This is a genomic window from Mycobacterium venezuelense (genome assembly GCF_054919535.1).
In genome coordinates, this window is sequence record NZ_JBONDW010000029.1 from 23,624 (window position 1) to 41,013 (window position 17,390).

At 65.8% G+C, this 17,390-nt stretch carries 17 protein-coding genes; 8 read left to right on the forward strand and 9 right to left on the reverse strand.

Features of this window, described 5'->3' with window-relative positions:
- Nucleotides 1-5 precede the first annotated feature (5 nt).
- Both ACRCUN_RS31475 and ACRCUN_RS31480 read right to left on the reverse strand, forming a co-directional pair.
- The gene (locus ACRCUN_RS31475) at nucleotides 6-911 is read right to left on the reverse strand and encodes an SDR family oxidoreductase (protein ID WP_462145531.1); all 906 of its coding nucleotides are present in this window, start codon (nucleotides 909-911) and stop codon (nucleotides 6-8) included.
- 14 nt (nucleotides 912-925) lie between these two features.
- Nucleotides 926-1,705: an SDR family oxidoreductase gene (locus ACRCUN_RS31480; protein ID WP_462145532.1), complete on the reverse strand. Its 780-nt coding sequence runs from the start codon at nucleotides 1,703-1,705 to the stop codon at nucleotides 926-928.
- A 58-nt stretch (nucleotides 1,706-1,763) separates the two neighbouring features.
- Between ACRCUN_RS31480 and echA20 the strand changes: the two genes are divergently transcribed.
- From echA20 to ACRCUN_RS31505, 5 genes are read left to right on the forward strand one after another with little or no spacing between them, the layout of a single operon-like run.
- Nucleotides 1,764-2,519 carry a (7aS)-7a-methyl-1,5-dioxo-2,3,5,6,7,7a-hexahydro-1H-indene-carboxyl-CoA hydrolase gene (echA20, locus tag ACRCUN_RS31485; protein WP_462145533.1) on the forward strand — a complete coding sequence of 252 codons (756 nt, stop codon included), beginning with the start codon at nucleotides 1,764-1,766 and terminating at the stop codon, nucleotides 2,517-2,519.
- Complete coding sequence (gene ipdA, locus ACRCUN_RS31490) at nucleotides 2,516-3,400, forward strand: cholesterol ring-cleaving hydrolase subunit IpdA (RefSeq protein ID WP_462145534.1); 885 nt, start codon at nucleotides 2,516-2,518, stop codon at nucleotides 3,398-3,400. The genes echA20 and ipdA overlap by 4 nt, the downstream gene beginning before the upstream one ends.
- A complete protein-coding gene (ipdB, locus tag ACRCUN_RS31495; protein WP_462145535.1) occupies nucleotides 3,397-4,146 on the forward strand; it encodes a cholesterol ring-cleaving hydrolase subunit IpdB in 750 nt (249 codons plus the stop codon). The genes ipdA and ipdB overlap by 4 nt, the downstream gene beginning before the upstream one ends.
- The gene (ipdC, locus tag ACRCUN_RS31500) at nucleotides 4,143-5,213 is read left to right on the forward strand and encodes a (3aS,4S,5R,7aS)-5-hydroxy-7a-methyl-1-oxo-octahydro-1H-indene-4-carboxyl-CoA dehydrogenase (protein ID WP_462145536.1); all 1,071 of its coding nucleotides are present in this window, start codon (nucleotides 4,143-4,145) and stop codon (nucleotides 5,211-5,213) included. Before ipdB ends, ipdC begins: the two co-directional genes overlap by 4 nt.
- A gap of 46 nt (nucleotides 5,214-5,259) precedes the next feature.
- On the forward strand, nucleotides 5,260-6,372 hold the full coding sequence (locus tag ACRCUN_RS31505) for an NDMA-dependent alcohol dehydrogenase (protein ID WP_462145537.1): 1,113 nt from the start codon (nucleotides 5,260-5,262) through the stop codon (nucleotides 6,370-6,372).
- Here the strand turns inward: ACRCUN_RS31505 and ACRCUN_RS31510 are convergent.
- Nucleotides 6,356-7,321: a cation diffusion facilitator family transporter gene (locus ACRCUN_RS31510; protein ID WP_462145538.1), complete on the reverse strand. Its 966-nt coding sequence runs from the start codon at nucleotides 7,319-7,321 to the stop codon at nucleotides 6,356-6,358. The two genes, ACRCUN_RS31505 and ACRCUN_RS31510, sit on opposite strands and share 17 nt — an antisense overlap.
- A 155-nt stretch (nucleotides 7,322-7,476) precedes the next feature.
- Here ACRCUN_RS31510 and ACRCUN_RS31515 point away from each other — a divergent pair, with 155 nt between their 5' ends.
- Genes ACRCUN_RS31515 through ACRCUN_RS31525 form a run of 3 tightly spaced genes read left to right on the forward strand, consistent with a single transcriptional unit; the run spans nucleotide 7,477 to nucleotide 11,106 of the window.
- Nucleotides 7,477-8,799 (forward strand): MFS transporter, encoded by a 1,323-nt coding sequence (locus ACRCUN_RS31515; RefSeq protein WP_462145539.1) that lies wholly within the window; start codon nucleotides 7,477-7,479, stop codon nucleotides 8,797-8,799.
- Nucleotides 8,800-8,819: 20 nt separating this feature from the next.
- The gene (locus ACRCUN_RS31520; protein WP_462145540.1) at nucleotides 8,820-10,058 is read left to right on the forward strand and encodes an alpha-hydroxy acid oxidase; all 1,239 of its coding nucleotides are present in this window, start codon (nucleotides 8,820-8,822) and stop codon (nucleotides 10,056-10,058) included.
- A gap of 19 nt (nucleotides 10,059-10,077) precedes the next feature.
- Complete coding sequence (locus ACRCUN_RS31525; RefSeq protein WP_462145541.1) at nucleotides 10,078-11,106, forward strand: LacI family DNA-binding transcriptional regulator; 1,029 nt, start codon at nucleotides 10,078-10,080, stop codon at nucleotides 11,104-11,106.
- Nucleotides 11,107-11,127: 21 nt separating this feature from the next.
- Here ACRCUN_RS31525 and ACRCUN_RS31530 read toward each other — a convergent pair whose 3' ends face one another.
- From ACRCUN_RS31530 to ACRCUN_RS31555, 6 genes are read right to left on the reverse strand one after another with little or no spacing between them, the layout of a single operon-like run.
- Nucleotides 11,128-11,997 (reverse strand): phosphogluconate dehydrogenase C-terminal domain-containing protein, encoded by an 870-nt coding sequence (locus ACRCUN_RS31530; RefSeq protein WP_462145542.1) that lies wholly within the window; start codon nucleotides 11,995-11,997, stop codon nucleotides 11,128-11,130.
- Entirely contained in the window at nucleotides 11,994-12,791 is a 798-nt protein-coding gene (locus ACRCUN_RS31535) for a sugar phosphate isomerase/epimerase family protein (RefSeq protein ID WP_462145543.1), read from the reverse strand. The genes ACRCUN_RS31530 and ACRCUN_RS31535 overlap by 4 nt, the downstream gene beginning before the upstream one ends.
- Nucleotides 12,788-13,558: a triose-phosphate isomerase family protein gene (locus ACRCUN_RS31540; RefSeq protein ID WP_462145544.1), complete on the reverse strand. Its 771-nt coding sequence runs from the start codon at nucleotides 13,556-13,558 to the stop codon at nucleotides 12,788-12,790. The genes ACRCUN_RS31535 and ACRCUN_RS31540 overlap by 4 nt, the downstream gene beginning before the upstream one ends.
- Before the next feature lies 1 nt (nucleotide 13,559).
- Nucleotides 13,560-14,030, reverse strand: a complete 471-nt coding sequence (locus ACRCUN_RS31545; protein WP_462145545.1) for a ribose-5-phosphate isomerase — start codon at nucleotides 14,028-14,030, stop codon at nucleotides 13,560-13,562.
- 35 nt (nucleotides 14,031-14,065) lie between these two features.
- A complete protein-coding gene (locus ACRCUN_RS31550) occupies nucleotides 14,066-15,802 on the reverse strand; it encodes a dihydroxyacetone kinase family protein (RefSeq protein ID WP_462145546.1) in 1,737 nt (578 codons plus the stop codon).
- A complete protein-coding gene (locus ACRCUN_RS31555; protein ID WP_462145547.1) occupies nucleotides 15,799-17,184 on the reverse strand; it encodes an MFS transporter in 1,386 nt (461 codons plus the stop codon). Before ACRCUN_RS31555 ends, ACRCUN_RS31550 begins: the two co-directional genes overlap by 4 nt.
- Nucleotides 17,185-17,390: the final 206 nt, after the last annotated feature.

Here is a 17,390-nt window from a genome sequence, read left to right on the forward strand (position 1 = left end):
GAGAACTACGCCCCGTACACCGGAACCGCCGGGCGGGCCTTGCCCAGGAGATCGGACACCACCGGTCCCAGCTCGGCTGGATCCCAGCGCGCGCCCTTGTCGATCTCGGGCCCGTGTGCCCACCCCTCGGCCACGCGGATCTTCCCGCCCTCGACCTCGAACACCTTGCCGGTGACGTCTTTCGATTGCACGCTGCCGAGCCACACCACGAGGGGCGACACGTTCTCGGGTGCCATGGCGTCGAAGTCCTGGTCCTGTGTTGCCATCATGTCGGCGAACACGGTCTCGGTCATCCGCGTACGCGCCGACGGTGCGATGGCGTTCACGGTCACGCCGTAACGCCCCATCTCGGCGGCGGCGACAAGCGTCAGCGCGGCGATACCCGCCTTGGCGGCACTGTAATTGGCCTGCCCGACACTGCCCTGCAGGCCTGCACCCGAGCTCGTGTTGATGATGCGCGCATCGATGGTGTTGCCGGCTTTGGATTGCGCGCGCCAATAGGTCGCCGCGTGCTTCATGGTCGCGAAGTGTCCCTTGAGGTGCACCGCGGTGACAGCGTCGAACTCCTCTTCGGAGGTGTTGGCGAACATCCGGTCGCGAACGATGCCGGCATTGTTGACGAGGACGTCCAACCCGCCGAACGCGTCGATCGCCGTCTGGATCAGCCCCTCGGCCTGAGCCCAGTCGGCGACGTTTGCGCCGCTGGTGACGGCTTCGCCTCCGGCAGCGACGATCTCGTCGACGACGCCCTGCGCGGCGCTGCCGCCGCCAGCCGGCGAGCCGTCGAGACCGACCCCGATGTCGTTGACCACGACGCGGGCACCCTCAGCGGCGAACGCGAGCGCATGCGCGCGCCCGATTCCGCCGCCGGCACCCGTCACGATGACCACGCGGCCGTCGAGCAATCCCATGCTGTGTATCTCCTCTATTTGATCGCAGTTGTGGTCGCCAGATAGTGCGGCGGCTCGCCGCCACCGTGCACCTCAAGTGATGCCCCGCTGATGTAGGACGCCACGTCCGATGCCAGAAAGGCTGCGGCCCAACCGATGTCGGCGGGCTTGGCGAGCCGTCCGAGCGGAACGTTCTTCGAGATGGCCGCAATCGACTCGGCGTCACCGTAGAACAGTTCGGACTGCTCGGTCTCGACCATGCCGACGACCACCGAATTGACCCGGACTTTGGGCGCCCATTCGACGGCCAGCGTGCTGGTGAGGTTGTCCACCCCCGCTTTCGCCGCGCCGTATGCCGCGGTGCCCGGGGTGGGCCGGTGGCCGCTGACGCTCGAGATGTTGACGATCGTTCCGCCGCTGCCCTGGTTCTGCATCACCGCGTTGGCGTGATGCGAGACCGACAGCGGGCCAAGCAGGTTGAGTTCGATGATCTTGGTGCTGAATTTCGCCGATGCTTCAGCGGCAGGCACATACGGCGAGCCGCCTGCGTTGTTGACCACGACATCGAGGCGGCCGTGCTTGTCCACGACGGATTCGATGAGCGCTGCGACCGCGAAGTCGTCGCGCACGTCGCAGCTGTGGAATTCGTAGGGCAGTCCTTCGACGGGCCTGCGGGCGCAGGTCACCACGGTGGCTCCCTGATCGGCGAAAACGGCGCTGATGCCGGCGCCGACCCCGCGCACCCCGCCGGTCACCAGGACCACCTTGCCGGTCAACCCCAAATTGATCGCACCGGGTTCTGGCGTATCGGTCACTGTGCTAGCGTACCAAGCAAGTGCTTGCTTAGGTAGCGACCGCGATCAAGGGACCTCGATGACGATCACATCCTCCACAGTCGAACCGGGCATCGTCTCGGTCACCGTGAACTACCCACCCGTCAACGCCATTCCGTCGTGCGGCTGGTTCGAGCTGGCCGATGCGATCACCGCGGCGGGCCGGGACCTGCAGACCCACGTGGTGATCCTGCGGGCCGAGGGACGCGGCTTCAACGCGGGCGTTGACATCAAGGAGATGCAGAGCACCGAGGGCTTCACCGCCCTGATCGACGCCAACCGAGGCTGCTTCGCGGCATTCAAAGCCGTCTACGAATGTGAGGTTCCGGTCGTCGCGGCCGTCAACGGCTTCTGCGTCGGCGGCGGCATCGGCCTGGTCGGCAACGCCGATGTCATCGTCGCGTCCGACGACGCCAAGTTCGGCCTGCCCGAGGTGGAACGCGGCGCGCTCGGTGCGGCCACCCACCTGTCGCGGCTCGTGCCACAGCACATGATGCGCAGGCTGTTCTTCACCGCCGCCACGGTCGACGCCGAAACCCTGCACCACTTCGGTTCCGTGCACGAGGTGGTACCGCGGGCCGAACTCGACGAGGCCGCGCTGCGCGTAGCCCGCGACATCGCCGCCAAGGACACGCGGGTGATCCGCGCCGCCAAGGAAGCGCTGAACCTCATCGACGTGCAGAAGGTGAATTCCAGCTACCGCATGGAGCAGGGATTCACGTTCGAGCTGAATCTCTCCGGCGTCTCCGACGAACACCGCGACGCCTTTGCCGGGACCGACAAGGGGGCGAAATGACAGACAAGAGAACAACTCTGGACGAGGCCGTCTCGTCGATCCGGAGCGGTATGACGATCGGACTCGGCGGCTGGGGCTCACGGCGCAAGCCCATGGCCTTCGTGCGGGCGCTGCTGCGCACCGACGTCACCGATCTGACCGTCGTCACCTATGGCGGTCCCGACCTCGGCCTGCTGTGTTCGGCGGGCAAGGTCAAGCGCGTCTACTACGGCTTCGTCTCGCTCGATTCACCGCCGTTCTATGACCCGTGGTTCGCCAAGGCCCGCACGAGCGGTTCGATCGAGGCCCGCGAGATGGACGAGGGCATGCTGCGCTGCGGCCTGCAGGCCGCCGCACAACGGTTGCCGTTCTTGCCGATTCGAGCCGGGCTCGGCAGCGACGTACGGGCCTTCTGGGGTGACGAACTCAAGACCGTGACGTCGCCCTACCCCACCGGCGACGGCTACGAGGAACTGGTCGCGATGCCGGCCCTGACGCTCGACGCCGCGTTCGTGCACATGAATCTCGGTGACGCACAGGGCAACGCCGCCTACACCGGCATCGACCCCTACTTCGACGACCTGTTCCTGATGGCCGCCGAGAAGCGCTTCTTGTCCGTGGAACGCGTCGCGGCGACCGATGAACTGGTCAAAGCCGTTCCGCCGCAGGCTCTGCTGATCAACCGCATGATGGTCGACACCGTGGTCGAAGCCCCGAACGGTGCGCATTTCACCACCGCCGAACCCGACTACAAGCGTGACGAGAAGTTCCAGCGGCACTATGCCGAGGCCGCGGGCTCCGACGAGACCTGGGCCGAGTTCGTCAAGACATATCTGTCCGGCAGCGAGGCCGACTATCAGGCCGCGGTACGGGCGTTCAAGTCGGCCCAGGAGGCGAAATGATGTCTGTGTCCCGCGCTGAGGTGTGCGCCGTCGCGTGCGCCGAATTGTTCCGCGACGCCGGCGAGATCATGGTCAGCCCGATGACGACGATCGTTTCGGTCGGCGCCCGGCTGGCTCGATTGACGTTCTCCCCCGACATCCTGCTCACCGACGGTGAGGCTCGGCTCATCGCCGACACCCCGGCGATCGGCGCTGCCGCCGCGATCGAGGGCTGGATGCCGTTCGGCCGGGTCTTCGAGACCCTGGCCTGGGGCCGCCGCCATGTGGTCATGGGAGCCAACCAGATCGACCGGTACGGCAACCAGAACCTTTCAGCGTTCGGACCGCTTCAGCACCCGACTCGCCAGATGTTCGGGGTTCGCGGTGCACCGGGCAACACGATCAACCATGCGACGAGCTACTGGGTGGGCAATCACTCCAAGCGCGTGTTCTGCGATTCCGTCGACATCGTGTCGGGAATCGGCTGGGACAAGGTCGATCCCGACAATCCGGCGTACCGGTTCGTCAACGTGTACCGCGTCGTGACCAACCTCGGCGTGTTCGACTTCAACGGGCCCGACCACCAGATGCGCGCGGTGTCGCTGCATCCCGGCGTCGAAGCCGAGCAGGTCGCCGAGAACACGTCGTTCGAGGTGCACGGCCTCGACGACGCCGAGACCACGCGTCTGGCCACCGAAGACGAGCTCAAGCTGCTGCGCGAGGTGATCGATCCGAAGTCATTGCGGGACAAGGAAGTCAAGATATGACCTCTCTCAAAACCCCGCTGACCGAACTGGTCGGTATTGAGCATCCCGTCGTCCAGACCGGGATGGGCTGGGTGGCCGGTGCCCGACTGGTGGCCGCCACCTCGAACGCGGGCGGCCTGGGAATCCTGGCGTCGGCGACGATGACGCTGGAGGAACTCCAGACCGCGGTCACCAAGGTCAAGACGGCCACCGACAAACCGTTCGGCATCAACATCCGTGCCGATGCCGGCGACGCCAACGAACGCGTCGACCTCCTGATCCGCGAAGGAGTCAAAGTCGCCTCCTTCGCTTTGGCTCCCAAACCCGACCTCATCGCCAAACTCAAAGACGCTGGTGTGGTGGTGATCCCGTCGGTAGGAGCGGCCAAGCACGCCAAGAAGGTCGCGGGCTGGGGCGCTGACGCCGTGATCGTGCAGGGCGGGGAAGGCGGTGGCCACACCGGCCCGGTCGCCACGACGCTGCTGCTGCCGTCGGTGCTCGACGCGGTCGCCGACACCGGCATGCCGGTCGTGGCTGCCGGTGGCTTCTTCGACGGCCGCGGACTGGCGGCGGCACTGTCCTACGGTGCCGCCGGGGTCGCGATGGGTACCCGGTTCCTGCTGACCTCGGATTCCACCGTGCCCGACGCCGTCAAGCAGCGCTATCTGCAGGCCGCCCTGGACGGCACCGTGGTGTCGACCCGAGTCGACGGGATGCCGCACCGGGTGCTGCGCACGGGCCTGGTCGAGAAGCTGGAGAGCGGCTCGCGGGCACGGGGGTTCAGCGCGGCGGTGCTCAACGCGCAGAAGTTCAAGAAGATGTCGGGCATGACGTGGCGGTCGATGATCAAAGACGGCATGGCCATGCGACACGGCAAAGAACTCACCTGGTCGCAGGTGGTCATGGCGGCCAACACCCCGATGCTGCTGAAAGCCGGTCTGGTCGAAGGCAATACCGACGCGGGCGTGCTGGCATCGGGCCAGGTCGCAGGCATCATCGACGACCTGCCCTCGTGCGCTGAACTGATCGAGAACATCGTCGCCGACGCCGTGAAGCATCTTCAGGCCGCCGCCGCGCTCGTGCAGTAACAGCGAAATACGCACCGCGTCGCCCTGGCGTTCCTAGACTCGCCTGGTGAAGATGAACGCGCCCGTGCTGTGGGATGTCGACGGCGACTGGAGCATCGAGGAAATCGAGCTGGACCCGCCCCAGGAGGGCGAGGTCCTCGTGTCCTTCGAAGCGACCGGCCTGTGCCATTCGGATCATCACGCGCGCACCGGCGACCTCGTCAGCCCGCTGCCGATCATCGGCGGCCACGAGGGCGCGGGCGTCGTCGAAGAGGTCGGGCCAGGGGTCCGCGATCTCCGGCCCGGCGACCACGTGGTGGCGTCGTTCCTGCCGGCGTGCGGCCGCTGCCGGTGGTGTGCGCGGGGGCGCCAGAACCTGTGCGATCTGGGCGCATTCATCAACACCGGAACGCAGCTCGACGGCACATACCGACGTCACATCGGTAACCGGGACATCAACGTCATGCTGCTGCTTGGCACGTTCGCGCCGTACGGCGTGGTGTCCGAGGCGTCTCTGGTCAAGATCGACGACGACCTGCCGTTGTCCCGAGCATGCCTGATCGGGTGCGGCATCACCACTGGCTGGGGTTCGGCGGTCAACACCGCGAACGTGCAACCCGGCGACACCGTCGTGGTGATCGGCTGCGGCGGCGTGGGCAGCGGCGCGATCCAAGGTGCGCGCCTGGCCGGAGCGGAGAAGATCGTCGCGGTGGATATCGCGGAAGGTAAGCGATACAAAGCATTTGAGCTCGGCGCCACGCACTTCGCGACATCGATGGCCGAGGCGACATCACTCGTCGGCGACACGACCAAGGGCGTGATGGCCGATTCGGCGATACTGACCGTCGGGCTCGTCGAAAGCCACATGATCGGCGAAGCGCTCGGCATCGTCGGTAAGGGCGGGGCCGTGGTTCTGACCGCGCTCGCGCCGGAAACCAATGTCGCGCCGACGATGTCGATGGCGGCGCTGACCCTCTACCAGAAGCGTCTGCTGGGCAGCCTGTACGGCGAGGCCAGCCCGCGCAACGACATCCCGCGGCTGCTGAGTCTTTACCGCGCGGGCAAGTTGCTGCTCGACGAGGCCGTATCGACCGAGTACCAGATCGGCGACATCAATGCCGCATACGAGGACATGCTCGCGGGCCGCATCATCCGGGGCGTAATCATTCACGAGCACTGATCGGCCGAAGATCGGCCGTATCGCCGGGCCGCGTGAGGGTCAGGACCGCCCGCACGATTTCCGGACGTGACTGAAGGGCGTCAGCGATGGCGTTGAGCCGCGTGGCGACGTCGGATTCGGCTGCGTCGCCGGTCAAATCGACGGCCGCGACGAGGTAGATGCGGTCCGCGCCGACCCACTCCATGTGCAGATAGCTGACCCGTTCGATGTCGCGGTGCTCGAGCAGTTGCCGCAACACGTTGTCGCGTCCGCGAGGCGTCACCGCCTCGCCGGTGAGGAAATCCATGTTGCGCCCGATCAGGAACAGCGCGACGCCGCCGAGAAGCAGCCCGACGAGGATCGAGCCGATCGCATCCCAGATCGCGTTTCCGGTCAGCTCGTGCAACAGGATGCCCGTTGCGGCGATGACGATGCCGATGAGTGCCGACAGATCTTCGGCGAACACCGCGCGCAGCATGGGATTCGACGTGACCCGGATGTAGCGCAACGGATGGAGTCGCCGTCGCACCGCCCCGGAGCGGGTCTGCTGCAACGCCTGGGCGAATGACGTGCCTTCGAGCACAAAGGACACCGCGAGCACCGCGTAAGCCCACCCGTATGACGTCGCCTCCGCCTCGCCGCTCAACGACGAGATCCCATGCCAGATCGACACGACCGCGCCGACGGTGAACAACCCGAACGCGGCGAACATCGACCATATGTAGCCTGCGCGGCCATAGCCGAGCCGATGCTCGGCGTCGGCCGGCTTCATCGACTTTCGCGTGCCGATCAGCAGGAACACCTCATTGCCGGTGTCCGCCCACGAGTGCGCGGCCTCGGCCAGCATGGATGCCGAACCGGTGATGCCCGCGACCACGGTCTTGGCTATCGCGATGAGCGCGTTGGCGCCGAGCGCGATGGCGACGGTGAGAAAGCTCTCGTCCTTGGGTGTGGTGTCGGCCGAGCTCATGTCACCACCCTCGCGCATCGGGCGCGAACATGCCCGAATCGAGCGGCCCCTTGTGCGTGAATACGTATTCTTGTTACGTTCGTCACCGCTTCGGCCCGGCCAACCGAGCGCACGATCCAAGCGGCGATGGGGCCGCCCAAACATCGGAGACGGAATTGTCGAACCCGGTCGGTCAGCAGATTGACCCCACCGCACAAAGCGCCACCCGACGCACGAACGTCCGCTGGACCACGTTCCTGGTGCTGCTCGGCGTCGGCTCGCTCAGCTACATCGACCGCATCTCGTTGTCAGTGGGCATGCCGCTGATCGCCGAGGAATTCGAGCTCGATCCCGCCGTACAAGGGGTTCTGCTGAGCTGCTTTTTCTGGACGTATGCGGCGTTCCAAGTGCCAGGTGGTTGGCTGGCCGACAAGATCGGTCCACGCCGGCTGCTCACGATCGCGCTCACGCTCTGGTCGGCGTTCCAGCTGCTGACGGGCCTGGCCACGAACTTCGTGATGATGCTGCTGGCCCGGCTTGGTCTCGGCGCGACCGAAGCGCCGCAGTACCCGACGGGCGCGAAGCTCGCCGCACTGTGGTTGCCGGAGAAGGACCGGGCCCGCGGTGCTGTTCTCATGGATTCGTCATCGACGCTCGGTGCCGCGATCGGATCACTTGTGGTCGCAGGATTGATCACACTCCTCGGCGGCTGGCGCGAAGCATTCATCGTCGTCGCACTCGCGACCGCGGGAGCCGGGCTCATCGTCTGGTGGTTCATCCGGGATCACCCACGCGACCACCCACGCGCGAACGCCGCCGAAATCGATTACATCGAACGAGAACACGCCATCGAGGACGAGCAGGACGGCGCTCTCGTCACCAGCAAGCGCTCCGCCGTCGGCTTTCTGCGCTTCCGCGTGTTCTGGTTCATGGGTATCGGATTCATGGCGGCCAACATGCTTTTCTACGGCCTGCTCACGTTCGGACCGCTCTACCTGTTCGAGGAACGCGGCCTGGACATCAAGGGTCTCGCCGGCGCCACCTTCGCCATTTACTTCTCGGGCTTCGTCGGCGAGAACGTCGCCGGCTGGATCGCGCAGAAGTGGCGCGCCCGCGGCGCATCCGCGAATCTCGTGATGCGCACGCTGCTCGGCATCAGCGCCCTGTGCGCGACGGCGGCGATCTTCGCGGTCGCGTTCGTCGAAAACGCGACCGTCGCGATCGTCCTACTCGCGGCGACGCTGTTCTTCGGTCGTTTCCTCGGGCTGTACTGGTCGCTGCCAGGCACGCTCACCGTCCGCTCGCGCGCCGGTGTGCTCGGCGGAATGATGAACCTGTTCTCCAACGTCGGCGGCATCATCATCCCGCTGATCATCGGCTTCATCGTCAGTGCCACCGGGTCGTATTTCGTTGGGCTCATGGTCTTCTCCCTCTGCGGTGGCGTGTACCTGATATGCAGCCTCGCCATCGACTACTCGAAGAAGCTTCCGCTCGTCTGAGCCCAGGAGAAGAACACAGAATGAATCGTTTTACCGGACTCCGTGAGTTCGCCAAGCTCATCGCCGCCCCGTCGGGTCCCAGCGGACTCGACGCGGTGCCGAGCATCGCCGACATGCGCCTTCGCGCGAAACGCAAGGTGCCGAAGATGATCTTCGACTTCGTCGACGGCGGCGCCGGGAACGAACAAACCTTGCGCGCCAACGAGTCTGACCTTGCCCGTGTCACGCTCAACGCACGCACCTTGGTCGACGTCAGGGAACAGGACACCGCCGTCCAAATCGCCGGCGCGACACTGCCGATGCCGGTGGTGTTCGGCCCCGCCGGATTGGTTCGCGTGGTCGGCAACGACGGTGAGCTCGGCGCCGTGCGCGCGGCCGGACGCCGCGGTATCCCCTACACGATCAGCACCTCCTCATCGTGGTCGATAGAAGAGATCGCAGAGGTCGCGACCGGACCACTGTGGTTCCAGCTCTATCTATGGCGCAGCCGCGAGCTCATCGAGAGCCTCGTCGACCGCGCCCGTCGAGCCGGATGCACGGCGCTGGTGCTCACTGTCGATGTTCCACTCAACGCCAACCGAATTCGCGACCTCCGCAACGGCATGTCCATCCCACCGCGGGTGACCGTGCGCAATGCGGTTGAAAGCGCCGGGCGCCCGCGCTGGCTGCTGGACATGGTGACTGGACCGCCGATCGGTTTCCGTAACTTTCAGGGCATCGCCGAGGGCAACAGCGCGCTGTCGCACAGCGAGTTCATCAACTCCGAGCTGTCCAATCTTGCCGCGAACTGGAATGACCTGGAGTGGCTACGACGTGCGTGGGATGGCCCCCTTTACATCAAGGGCATCACCACTCCCGACGACGCCGCCCGGGCGATAGCAGCGGGCGTCGACGGCATCGTGGTCTCCAACCACGGCGGCCGCCAGCTCGACGGATTACCCAGCACCGCAAGTGTGCTCCCCCGGATTGCGGAGCTGGCCGCCGGTCGGACCGAGGTTCTGATCGACGGTGGCATCCGCACCGGCGTCGACGTCGCCAAAGCGCTTGCGCTGGGCGCCAGCGCCGTGATGGTGGCGCGGCCGTGGGTCTTCGGTGCGGCCGCTGGTGGCGAGCGCGGCGTCGACCGGGTCATCACGATCCTTGAACAGGAGTTGCGACAGACGCTGGCGTTGCTCGGTGCCAACCACGCGCGCGATATCGACGGATCGTTCGCGTCGTTCCCCGACGAGTGGGCCCGCACGGTGCTGCCAACCTTGTGACGTAGCGCGACGGCTTACCATGACTGCGCAGACCCGGCCGGACGGAGAGGGTGCGGTGGTCACGAGTCACGACGTCGCACGCGCAGCCGGCGTGTCCCAGGCGACCGTCTCGCGTGTACTGAACGGCAACGAGCGCGTCACCCCGGAGATACGCGAGCGGGTGCAGCGCGCACTCGCAGACCTCGGTTACGTCCCCAACGCGTCGGCGAAGTCGATGCGGACCGCGAAGTCCGGCGCCATCGGCATCGTGGCTGCCGATCTGACCAACCCCTATTTCCCGCGACTGCTGGATGCGCTCAGCCGTGAAGCCCGGGGGCGCGGACTCAACGTGCTGCTATGGAACGACGACGATCCAGAGGCGCCGATGGCCCAGGCGGGCGTCGCCGCGGGATCGGTCGATGCGGTGGTGTTCGCCGCGGCCCGGCAGTCAACGGTCGGCGTGAACATACTCGCCGACAGAGGTTTTCCGGTCATGCTCGTCAACCGGGGGTGGCCGGACAGCCGCGTCGACCAGGTTACCAGCGACCATGAAGCGTCGGGGTATGCCGCCGCGGACTACTACCTGACGAGAGGCCGCACCCGCATCGCCGCCATGTTCGGCGCGCGCGACACTTTCGCCAGCCCGGCTCGGGAAGTCGGCTTCCGGCGCAGACTCGAAGAATCAGGCGTCACGGTGTCACCCGACCGTTGGTTTGTCGGCGACACCAGCTACGAGCATGGTTGGGCGTGTGCGCGCCGAATCCTCGAGTCCCGCCCGCTGCCCGATGCGGTGTTCTGCTCAGCGGATCTCATCGCGTTCGGAGCAATGAGTGCCTTCCGCGCGGGGGGCGTGCGCATTCCCGACGACATGTGGTTGATGGGCAATGACGGGCTGCCGATGTCAGCGTGGGAGCCCTTCGACCTCACCACGCATCGGCAGCCCATCGAGGACATGGCCCGCGAGGGCATGGACCTGCTGGTGTCGCGAATCGGGGGCGCGCAGCATGAACCGCGCCGAGTGCTGCTGCCGACCGAGCTCATCGTGCGCGGTTCGACTGCACACGCGTGAGCTCGGCTCGGCGACAGACGATTACGCCGACGTACGCACGATCGGCGCGTCGAGGTGCAGCATCCGAGCCAGTACCTTGTCGAGTTCGGCGTCGTCGAAGATTTTCTTCCAGTCGTCTTTGACGATCGTCTCGCGGCCGTAGTCCATGGCGATCAGGCAGGCGTCGGAGAACGGGTTTGAGCCGCGCAGGGTGTTGGCCAGCGCAACCTGGGTGTGTCCGAGCAGCATTGCGCGCGCAGCGGGCTCGGGGACGCCGACGGTGTGCACCGTCTCTTCCAGGGCCTCCTTGAGGAGCGCGCCGATCATGCAGGCGACCGTCTCGACCAGGGTCGGCTCCAATACCGCGAGTTGCTTGACCGTCACCCAGTGCACATCGATGACGGGGCCGTAGGCGACCCGCACCACGGCTTCGGTAAGTGCTTGAGTGTCGGGGTCGCCGTTCTCGAACGCGGCAACCACGTCCTGCGGGGCGGCGATTCCACCGAAGGTGTCGGCATGCTCCTCTTTGGTGGTGCGCTCGAGGAACACCGAGGGGTGGCACGGGTGCGCCACGGCGTAGGCGATCTCGTCCCGCCGGTAGAGGAGGTTGGCGTAAGCCGCCGCCGGGTCGAGGGTGAGCAGCACTGCACCCGGCTTCATCGTCGGAACGATGTCGGCCGAGATCTTGCCCAACAGAACGTCCGGAACAGCGAGGATGACGACGTCGCTCTGCGCGGTGGCCTCGTGCGTATCGGTGACCTCACGCCCGAGTCCGCGGATGTGGTCCTGGCCCTTCGGCGAGTTCTCGGCGTAGAGAACGCGGTAATCGCTTTTGGCGAGATTGTTCGAAATTCGTTGCCCCATCTTGCCGCCCGCGCCGACGACGGTGACGGTGACTTGGCTGTTGGTCACGATTTGCTCCTTAGATAGTTGATACTGTGTTGAGTCCATTGGGCTTCCGTCGCGCACGTTGCTTCGGCATCGTGCTGCCACGGCAGCCAGTGCTCGACTATCTGGTTGATGCCGTTGGCGTCCGGATCGATCGCCGTGCGAATGCCGTCGTAATCGAGCAGTCCCTCCCCGAGCAGGCAGCCACTGAGGTTGAAACCCACCCAACCGGGATGACGGGTGAAGGCGAAATCCTTGACGTGCCAGTTCTTGACGTGCGACGCCGTGGCGGCGACCACGTGATGGGGCATCTCAAGTGCGGCCACACAGTTGCCCGGATCCAGGCAGATACCGAGAGCCTCGGAACCGACGGCATCGATGACTCGCATCAATTGCGCGACCGGTACCTGCTCGTAGGTTTCCAGCGCCAACGTGACACCGCGTTCCGCGTAGCGGGGCACGGCCCGTCGCAACGATTCGACTGCCTCGGCCTCTGTCGGTTGGTGGGCGGTTGTGTTGAGCATCGACCTCACCAACGTGGCGCCGAGCCGGGTGGCGATGTCGAGGTAACGGCGAAGGTGGTCATCGGCAATACCGCGGGTGCCGAGTTCGAGCCGGACCCCGAGGTCGGACGCCGCACGGCCCAGTTCGTCGAGTTCGGCTGGGGACAGATCGTCCAGGGGCGCGAAGTCACAGATCTGCAGCAAGCTGCACCCGCTGGACCGGGTGTCCTCGAGGATGTGGTGCAGGCTCATCGGCTGCGCGACACGATCCGAACTACGCCAGAAGTACGCGTAGGTGCTCAATCCGATTGTCACAGCGGGGCTCCCTCCAGCGTCTCGTCGAGTATCAGCCCGAGGGCGGCGGGATCGTGGGCGAAGCGACCGAGAAACAGTCCGTCCACACCAGCTTGGATCTGGGTGAACAGGCCCGGCCCCGCGCTGCCGCCGTAGATGACGTGGCTGCCTGCGAATTGCGGCATCGATTCGACGTGATCGCCGAGTGCTGTGCACACTGCGGTGATGTATTCGGGCGAGGCCGGCTCTGCTGCGCCGATCGCCCACTGTGGTTCGTAGGCCACCACCAGCGGACCGGTCGTGCTGTCGTCGGCGGAGGTGGCCAGTGCCGAATGAAGTTGTGCCTGGCATTCTTCGACCGCTGCCGCGGTGGTCCCGTGGTGCAATTCGCCGATGCAGAGGATCGGGGTGAGATGGTTGCGAAACGCGGCTGCGGTCTTCGCGGCGACGACGGTGTCGTCCTCACCGAACAGGCGGCGCCGTTCTGCGTGGCCCACCTCGACGTAGCGGCAACCGAGTTCGGCGAGCTGTCGGCCGCTCACCTCGCCGGTGAAAGCACCCTCGTCGACCGAGCACAGATCCTGCGCGCCGACAGCAACGGACGTGTGGGCGAAGGTGGCCAGCGTCTCGGTCAGGTAGGGATACGACGGCAAGACAACAATTTTCACGCTGCCGCTGGTGACTGCGGGATGCGAGTCGGCGATCTCGGCGACGGCTCGACACCACTGCGTTGTGCGCTCTCGCCCGAAGTACATCTTCAGGCTGACGCCGACGAGCAGGTCAGGCACGTCAACACGCTCCAGCTTGTTCGTAGGACGACAGGGCGCGAACCTTGTCAGCCGATGCCGAGGTCTCGTCGAACCGGTAGGTCAGCCACTCACGGGCCAGCCGCCGCGCCAGCTCGAGGCCGATGACCCGCTGGCCGAACGTCAACACCTGAGCGTTGTTGCTCAAAACGGAGCGCTCGACCGAAAAGCTGTCATGAGCCGTGACGGCCCGGATACCCGGCACCTTATTGGCCGAGATGGCCACTCCCAGACCGGTTCCGCATACCAGCAGGGCGCGGTCAGCCTCACCCGCTGCGACCAGTTGGGCTGCTTTTACCGCCACGTGCGGGTAAGCGGTGTGTTCGTCGGAGCCGACGCCCACGTCGATCACGGCTTCGACCAGCGGGTTGTCGGCAAGATCCCGCTTGAGCGCTTCCTTGTACTCGAAGCCGGCGTCGTCGGCCCCGACAACGATCCGCAACTTGTCGCCCATCTGTGTACTCCTCTGTCGTCTAGGTATCTGTCGGTTCAGCACTCGCCGGCCAGCGCGTCGGCGGAAGCGCGAAACGCCAGTGCCATCGACACCGCGCCGGCGTCGGGTGTCCCGATGCTCTTCTCAGCCAACGGCCGGGCCCGGCCGATCCGGGGCAGCAGGTCTGCTGTCGATTGCGCCGCGCCGTCCGCGACATCGGCTGCCAGCGCGAGTGATTCGCCAAGACCGCGACCGGCAGCCACCGCCGAGGACAGCGCCTCAGCGGCCGGTGCCAATACGTCGACCAGGGTTTTGTCTCCGATATCGGCCTTGCCGACTTCCCGGATTCTGCGGAGCGCCGCGGCGATGCCGTCGGCCACCGCCTTCGCATCGGGCTTGTCCTCGTTGCCGATCGTCGCGCCCAGCGCCCGTAACCCAAGTCCCCACAGTGCCCCCGATGTTCCGCCCGCGCGGTCTGCCCAGGCGTCCGCGCCGCCGGTCAGCACCGCACCCGCTCCGGCGCCGCGGGCGACCGCCTCGGCAGCCGCGTCGACAGCGGCACGGGCACCGCGCTGCATGCCGATTCCGTGATCGCCGTCGCCTGCGACCGCGTCGATATCACCGAGGACCCCGACGTTGTCATCGATGCTGTCGCGTATTGCGGTCAGCACCTTCAGGACGGTCCGGCCGGCGGCCCGGGATGACTCGGATGCCGCTGCTTCGTTCTGCTCGTCCCATTGCGGGTTCGACGTCATCTCCTCCGCGTCGGCACCGATTGCGACCGTCAGGCTGCCTTTGCGGTACGCCGCTGAATAAGCGGGCGCGCGCCAGTAGGTTTCGAGTTGGTCGTCGAGCCAGAACAAGGTGAGCGAGACGCCGGCCATGTCATAGCTGGTGACGAACTCTCCGACCTCGGGCTCGATGACGACGATGCCCGCCTCATCGAGGAGATCGGCGATGCGGCGGTAAACCACATACAGCTCTTCGTATTTCACGGTGCCGAGCCCGTTGAGAATGAGTCCGACACGCGCGCCACGGAGGTCCGCGACGCCGGCAGGCAGCTCGCGCAGCAGTGCCGAAACGAGCAACTCGGCCAGGCCGTCCGCGCTGGGGATATCGGCCTCGCTCGTGCCCGGCTCCCCGTGCACGCCCATACCGACGGCCATCCGGCCGTCCGGCACCGTGAACAACGGTTCGCCGGCACCGGGCAGCGTGCATCCGGAAAAGGCCACGCCCAACGTGCGGGTGCGGTCGTTGGCGCGCGATGCGACGTCGTGCACCTCGTCGAGTGAAAGCCCGGCGTCTGCAGCGGCGGCAGCGACCTTGAACACCGCCAGATCCCCAGCCACGCCGCGCCGTTTGCCGACCTCATGGGGCGCGGCACTGGAGATGTCGTCGGTCACGGGAAGGGTGATCGTACGAATACCATTGTCGTTCAACATCTCTGCCGCCTGGCCGAAGTGCAGCACATCGCCTGCGTAGTTTCCGAAGGTCAGCAGGACGCCTGCGCCGCGGTCGGCCGCCTTGGCCACCGAGCACACCTGGCGCGCGGACGGGGAGGCGAAAATGTTGCCCAACGCGGCACCATCGGCCATTCCGGGTCCGACCAGGCCGCCGAACGCCGGGTAATGGCCACTACCGCCGCCGACCACTACCGCCACCTTGCCCGCGGCAGCGGGATTGGACCGCACCACGCCCCCGGGAACCCGCCGCACAAGATCGGAGTTGGCAGCGACGAAGCCGTCGAGCATCTCGTCGGCGAACGAGGCCGGATCGTTGAACAGGCGTGTCATCGGGCCGCCCCGCTGCCGGTGAGGGCTGACCCGCCGCTGTCGGCCTGGCCGGTGTCGTCAGCCGAATCCGCGACTCGACCACGCCGGTCGAGAATCACCATCAGCACGCCTGACAACGCCATCAAGCCGCCTACCACGCACATCGGTAACACGTAGGACCCGGTGAGATCCTTGAGGAAACCGGTCACATAGCCGGCGGCGAAGCCGCCGATGTTGCCCAACGTGTTGATCAGCGCGATGCCGACCGCGGCCGCAGCGCCGGTGAGGAATTGCGCAGGCACTGTCCAGAAGTTGGGCAGTGCAGCGAAGATCGCGCACGCGGTGACAGTGATCACCGCTATCGTCGCGGTCGGGCTGGACATGAACAACGCCAGCGGCACGCTCACCCCGCCGACGAACGCGGGAATCGCGATATGCCAGGTCTTCACACCGCGTTTGGTGGCATCACGCGACCACAAATAGAGGACGATCGCCGCAGGTAGGTACGGAATGGCAGTGATGAAGCCCTTCTCAAGGACATCGAATGTGGTACCGAACTGCTCCTGGAATCCGCTGATGATCGTGGGCAGGAAGAAGGCCAGTGCATAGAGGCCGTAGATGAAACCGAAGTAGATGACGGCGAGCAGCCAGACCCTGCCGCTGCTCATCGCAGCCTTGACGCTCCCACGGCTGTTGTGACCGGTCTTGGTCTTGGCCTCACCCTCGATCTCGCGCGTCAGCCACTCTTGCTCATCGGGGGTGAGCCACTTCGCCTTTCGCGGATGGTCGGCGAGATAGAACCAGGCGATTACGCCGACCAGGATCGCGGGAACGGACACGCCGAGGAACATGAACCGCCACCCGGCCAGACCCAGCGCACCGTCGTGTCCGATGAGCCAGGCAGCCAAGGGCGCACCGATGACGGTCGTCAGCGGTTGCGCGAGGTAGAACAACGCCAGGATGCGGCTGCGGTAGCGGGCGGGCACCCACAGGCTGAGGAACAGGATCGCACCAGGGAAGAAACCCGCCTCGGCGATGCCAAGCAGTATCCGCAGCGCGTAGAGCCCGCCGATGCTGTCGACGAAGGTGAACAGGAGCGAGACGATGCCCCACGACACCATGATCCTGGCCAGCCACCTCCGTGCGCCGAACTTGTGCAGGGCGACGTTGCTGGGGATCTCCAACAGAATGTATCCGACGAAGAAAACGCCGGAAGCGAACCCGAACTGCGCCGCGGTGAGGCCGAGGTCGGCGTTCATGCCGTTGGGGCCGGCGAATGAGATGGCGGTGCGGTCGAGGTAGTTGATGAAGAACATCAGGGCGACGAACGGAACGAGGCGAATCGCGACCTTCCGTATCGCCGACCGTTCGACCGACGAGGCCGAATCAGTGGATGTGGTCATGGTGGAAGCTCCTAGCGGAACGACGAGGCAGATTGGACGCCGTGACGCCGATCGGAAGACCGCCGGGACAGCGAATACCGTGATGCTAGACACAGTTCTGCGTCGACAACCAGAACGACTGAACGGTTTTTCATCGGCCGAGGTGCGCTTCAAATAACCCGCTATCAGCTAAAGCCCACGAACGCGCCTTACCATTCGAGATACTT

Coding starts and splice junctions, on each gene's coding strand:
- ipdB (WP_462145535.1), top strand. CDS start 3,397: ATGATGTCTGTGTCCCGCGCTGAGGTGTGCGCCGTCGCGTGCGCCGAA.
- ACRCUN_RS31475 (WP_462145531.1), bottom strand. CDS start 911: ATGGGATTGCTCGACGGCCGCGTGGTCATCGTGACGGGTGCCGGCGGC.
- ACRCUN_RS31510 (WP_462145538.1), bottom strand. CDS start 7,321: ATGAGCTCGGCCGACACCACACCCAAGGACGAGAGCTTTCTCACCGTC.
- ACRCUN_RS31555 (WP_462145547.1), bottom strand. CDS start 17,184: ATGACCACATCCACTGATTCGGCCTCGTCGGTCGAACGGTCGGCGATA.
- echA20 (WP_462145533.1), top strand. CDS start 1,764: ATGACGATCACATCCTCCACAGTCGAACCGGGCATCGTCTCGGTCACC.
- ACRCUN_RS31545 (WP_462145545.1), bottom strand. CDS start 14,030: ATGGGCGACAAGTTGCGGATCGTTGTCGGGGCCGACGACGCCGGCTTC.
- ACRCUN_RS31520 (WP_462145540.1), top strand. CDS start 8,820: ATGAATCGTTTTACCGGACTCCGTGAGTTCGCCAAGCTCATCGCCGCC.
- ACRCUN_RS31550 (WP_462145546.1), bottom strand. CDS start 15,802: ATGACACGCCTGTTCAACGATCCGGCCTCGTTCGCCGACGAGATGCTC.
- ipdA (WP_462145534.1), top strand. CDS start 2,516: ATGACAGACAAGAGAACAACTCTGGACGAGGCCGTCTCGTCGATCCGG.
- ACRCUN_RS31525 (WP_462145541.1), top strand. CDS start 10,078: ATGACTGCGCAGACCCGGCCGGACGGAGAGGGTGCGGTGGTCACGAGT.
- ipdC (WP_462145536.1), top strand. CDS start 4,143: ATGACCTCTCTCAAAACCCCGCTGACCGAACTGGTCGGTATTGAGCAT.